Genomic DNA, 4,718 nt, shown 5'->3' on the forward strand with positions numbered 1-4,718 from the left:
GAGCGGGATCATCCCGCCCCCGCGGCCGAGTTGTGGTCGCACCCCATCACGGCCACGTCGCCCGGAACCTCGATGTCGTGCGCGTTGAAGACCTGGATGATCGCCATCCCCAGGAGGTCGGTGACCGCGATGACACCGTCGAGACGGCCCGCGCGCACCTCCTCCGCCAACTCCTCGCCGGCCCGGAGACCACCGGGCGGGTCGAGGTTCTCCGTCGGGACCTCCTGCAACGTGACCCGGCCGCCCTCCTCCTCGACCGCGCGGCGCACGCCGCGACGGCGCAGGGCGACGGGCTGCAGGTAGTCCCGGCCGCCCACGAACGCCAGACGCGTGCGGCCCAGCTCGATGAGATGGCGCGCCGCCAGGTAGCCGACCTCCTCGTTGTCGATCAGCACCTGGCAGCAGTCGCCTCTGCCCGAGTCGTAGTTGAGGACCACGGTGGGTCGCCCGTGGCTCCGGATCCGCGTGACGTCGGCGCTGGCATCCTCCATCGGGGCCAACAGGATGCCGCTCACCCGGGCCTCGTCGAAGAAGTCGAGGTCGGCGCGCTGTTGATCCGTTCGGTTGTCGCTGTTGGCGACGAGGACGTTCATGCCGAGCTCGGCTGCGAAGCGCTGGGCACCGCGGGCGATGTCGACGAAGAGCGAGTTGCTGATGTCGATGACCACCAGGCCGATGCTTCTCGACCGCCCCGCCGCCAGCTGCTGGGCGTTGGAGTTGCGGACGAAACCGAGCTCCTCGATCGCGCCCTGCACCTTCGCGAGCGTCGCCGGCGACACTTTCGCGGGGTGGTTCAGGACGTTCGAGACCGTCCCGAGCGCCACGCCCGCCACGCGCGCGACGTCGGCCATGCTCGGCGTCCGCATCCCGTTCGACACCCGTGCCCCCTCCGTCCGCCTCGACCGTCTGCTTCGGATGCTAGCCGATCCGGGGACGGGGTTGATGCGTTTCAATCTCCGCCTCTGCAACTCCGCCCCGAGCCCTCCCCCGTGCGGGAACGGCTAGCCTGGGAGCGATGTCACGGGACGAGAACGCGCGAAGAAGACTCTCCCGGAGCACCCCGAACGGCGCCGTCGTCGCCGTCCTCGCCATCGCGGGGCTGTGCTCGTCCTTCATGTTCACGCTCGTCGTGCCCATCCAGGCGAAGCTGCCCGAGCTCCTGAACGCCTCGAGGGATGACACCGCCTGGGTCGTCACCTCGACGCTCCTCGCCGCGGCCGTGATCACGCCGATCGCGGGACGCCTCGGCGACATGTACGGCAAGCGCCGCATCGTCCTGGCTCTGCTCGCCGTGATGATCGCCGGGTCGGTGATCGCGGCACTCTCCCCCGGCATCATCGGGTTGATCGTGGGTCGCGCCCTGCAGGGCGCGGTGGTCGGCGTCGTTCCCCTCGGCATCTCGATCATGCGCGACGTGCTCCACGAGGATCGCGTCGACAGCGCGGTCGCCCTCATGAGCGCCACCCTCGGCGTCGGCGGCGCGGTCGGCCTTCCCATCAGCGCCCTCGTCGCCGAGACCACCGACTGGCACTGGCTGTTCTGGATCGCCGCGGCCCTGGGCGCCGTCGTCTTCGTGCTGATCCTCGTGATCGTCCCGGTGAGCGTGCTCCGCACCGCCGGTCGCTTCGACTACATCGGCGCGGCGGGACTCGCCGTCGGCCTGATCGGCGTGCTGCTCGCGGTCTCCCGCGGCAACTCGTGGGGATGGACGTCCCCCCTCACGCTCGGCCTCGCCGCCGGTGGCATCCTGATCCTGCTCGTGTGGGGCTGGTACGAACTCCGCATCGACGAGCCGCTGCTCGATCTGCGGGTCGCGGCCCGGCGTCCGGTGCTGCTCACCAACCTCGCGTCGGTCGCGATGGGCTTCGCGCTGTTCACCTCGAACGTCTCGCACCCGCAGATCCTCGAGCTGCCCACCGCCACGGGCGTGGGTCTCGGGCTGTCGCTGCTCGCCGCGAGCCTGGTCGTCATGCCGTCGGGCCTGGTGATGATGGTGCTGTCGCCGCTGTCGGGCGCGCTCGCCCGCACGATCGGCCCCCGCGTGCTGCTGGTCGCCGGCTCGGTGTCGCTGATCCTCGCCTACGGTTTCAGCCTGCTGTTCTCGACCGAGGTGTGGCACTTCGTCGTGGCGAACATCCTCATCGGCTTCGGCATCGGGTTCGGCTACGCGGCGATGCCGATGCTCATCATGCGCTCGGTCCCGCCCAGCGAGACCGGCGCCTCGAACGGCCTGAACGCCCTCGCGCGCTCCCTGGGCACGAGCACGTCGGCCGCCGTCGTCGGGGTGGTGCTCGCGACCCTGTCGACGGGCGAGGGCGAGACCCGCGTCCCCACGGCCGAGGCCTTCGACGTGTCGTTCGCGCTCGGGCTGGGTGCGGCGATCGTCGCGCTCGTTCTTGCGCTGCTCATCCCGACACGTCCGGCCTCGAGCGAGCGGCATCCCGCGCTTCCGGAGTGAGGCGATAGGAACTGCGTCGAAGCATCGACGGCGCGCCGCGCGCGAGCCGGTGCCATCATCGGCACATGTCGGCGATCGAAGGGGCCACACTCCGCGCACCTCGGCCGGGAGTGCCGCCCTGGGGCGACCAGTGGGGCGTCCTGACGGTGGTCAACTTCTTCGCCGGTGGCGCGGCACTGTGGGCGATGGCCGCGATCTGCATCGGCGCCATGATCACCGAGTACGACGGCATCGTCACGATGATCGGGATGGTCGTCGTCCCGGTCCTCCTCGCTGTGCCGTCGGCGCTCATCTCGCTCGTCGTCGGGCTGCCCGTCCGGGTGATCCCCGCGGCGCGCCGATGGTGGCTCGCCCACGGGGAGGTCACGGTGATCGGGGGAGCCGCGGGCTTCGTCGTCCTGCTGGTCGGCGTCGGCGTCATCGCCGCCACGGGGCAGGAATCGTCGGCTCCCGGCTTGCCGATCCTGCTGGTCGGGTGGGGCATCTTCTGCCTCAGTGTGATCCACTTCGTCTGGCCGCGCCGGTGGCGGCGGGCGGCATCGTTCGACGCCACGGTCTCTCCCGTCGCGACACCGCGCTCCTGACCACGCTGCGGCCCCCACGGGGCGAATCGGCCGGGTCGATGTCGTCAGCCGCCGACGACCACGCGCCCGCCGACGACGGTCAGCACCACGTCCGCAGAACCCAGGGCGCCGGGGTCGGCGGTGAGCGGGTCGACGCTCAGCACCGTCAGGTCGGCGAGCGCGCCGACCTCGAGCGTGCCGCCCTCCTCGCCGATCGTCCGGTAGGCGTCGGTCGTGAAGCCGCGCAGCGCCTCGATCGGGGTGAGTCCTTGATCCGCACCGACCGGACCCGCGTCCGGCTCGTCGTGCCGTCGCCGCAACTGGGCGTCGGCGAGGATCCCGGGGGCGTCGCTGGGGGCGACCGGCCAATCCGATCCGAGGGCGAGGGGCACCCCGGCATCCACGATGTCCCGCGTCCGGAAGGCGAGGGCGGTGCGCTCGGGGCCGAGCCGCACCGACCAGTTGTCGGTCTGATCCGACCGGAGGAAGTGCGTGCAGTGGGTCGGCTGCATGCTCGCCGTCACGCCGCCGGCGCGGAAGACCTCGAGCACGTCGTCGGTGAGCACTTCGATGTGCTCGACGCGGTGGGTCGCGTTCCGCTCGGGCACCGCGGCGATCGCGCGGGCGACGAACGCGACGCCCGCGTCGCCGATCGCGTGTGTCGTGGTCGGGACGCCGGCCGCGTCCAGCGCGGCGAGTGCGGCGGGGTACTCGTCGGGCCGGAGCCAGAGCGACGAGGTCGACTCGCCGAACGCGTCGGGGCGGTGCAGCCACGCGGTGCCGTTGTCGACGGTGCCGTCGATCATGGTCTTCACGCCCCGCACGGTCCAGTCGCGGCCGCTCCGGCCCTGCAGGTCGATGAGCCGGCTGACGTCGGCGAGGTCGGTGCCGGGCTCGAACCACGGCGACATCCGCAGCCGGATCGGGAGGTCGCGCTCCGCCTCGATCGCCTCGAGGAGGGCGATGGCATCCGGCGCGAGGTCCTGCACCTGGCCGGACGTGAAGCCCGCCTCGGCCATGTGGAGGAGGATCTCGTACAGCCGCTCGGCTCTCTGCGCGAAGTCCAGCGGCGGGATCTCCCCCTCGACGAGCGCGATCGCCTGCGCTTCCAGCAGCGCGCCGGTGAGCCGCCCGGCCCCGTCGGCGACCACCCGCGAGGAGTCGGAGAATGTCTCGTCACCGCGGACGCGGGCACGCCGCAGCGCCGACGTCGAGGCGAGCGCGCCGTGGGCGTCGAAGTAGCGGAGGAATGCGGGGCGGTCGCCGGCGACCTCGTCCAGGACGTGATTCGTCACCTCGGCACCCTCGAACGCGGCGGGCTGCAGCCCCCACCCGAGCAGCCACTCGTCGTCGCCGAGGCGTGCGCATTCCGTCTCCAGGGCCGCCCGCAGGTCATCCAGGGAGCGGCATCCGGTCAGATCAGCCCCGCGGGTCAGCCCGATGCCGAACACCGGGTGGATGTGGCAGTCGACGAACCCGGGGAGGATCGTGCCGTCGCCGACGTCGATCACGCGGGTCGTCGGACCGATCCAGCGCTCGAGCCGCTCGCGGGAGCCGCAGTCCAGGATGCGGTCGCCCACGATCGCCACGCCCCGCGCGGCGGTGTCGTCGTCGAGCATCGTGACGACGCGGCCCCCGAACACCACGAGGGCGGCCGTCATCGGATGATCTCCTGCGCCGACGTGCGGACGTTTCCG

Annotated in this window: 4 protein-coding genes; 2 read left to right on the forward strand and 2 right to left on the reverse strand. The window is 71.7% G+C overall.

Annotated elements, in window-relative coordinates:
* Positions 1-8 precede the first annotated feature (8 nt).
* Entirely contained in the window at positions 9-878 is an 870-nt protein-coding gene (locus tag I5G_RS21170; protein ID WP_148286429.1) for a LacI family DNA-binding transcriptional regulator, read from the reverse strand.
* 137 nt (positions 879-1,015) lie between these two features.
* On the opposite strand from I5G_RS21170, the gene I5G_RS07080 reads away from it, so the two are divergent.
* Positions 1,016-2,458: an MFS transporter gene (locus I5G_RS07080; RefSeq protein WP_022878431.1), complete on the forward strand. Its 1,443-nt coding sequence runs from the start codon at positions 1,016-1,018 to the stop codon at positions 2,456-2,458.
* A 65-nt stretch (positions 2,459-2,523) separates the two neighbouring features.
* The gene (locus I5G_RS07085; RefSeq protein WP_148286430.1) at positions 2,524-3,042 is read left to right on the forward strand and encodes a hypothetical protein; all 519 of its coding nucleotides are present in this window, start codon (positions 2,524-2,526) and stop codon (positions 3,040-3,042) included.
* A 44-nt stretch (positions 3,043-3,086) separates the two neighbouring features.
* Here the strand turns inward: I5G_RS07085 and I5G_RS07090 are convergent.
* On the reverse strand, positions 3,087-4,718 hold a 1,632-nt coding region (locus I5G_RS07090), incomplete at its 5' end, for an amidohydrolase (RefSeq protein ID WP_204365542.1).

The organism is Microbacterium sp. B19, assembly GCF_000333395.1.
Lineage (GTDB): Bacteria > Actinomycetota > Actinomycetes > Actinomycetales > Microbacteriaceae > Microbacterium.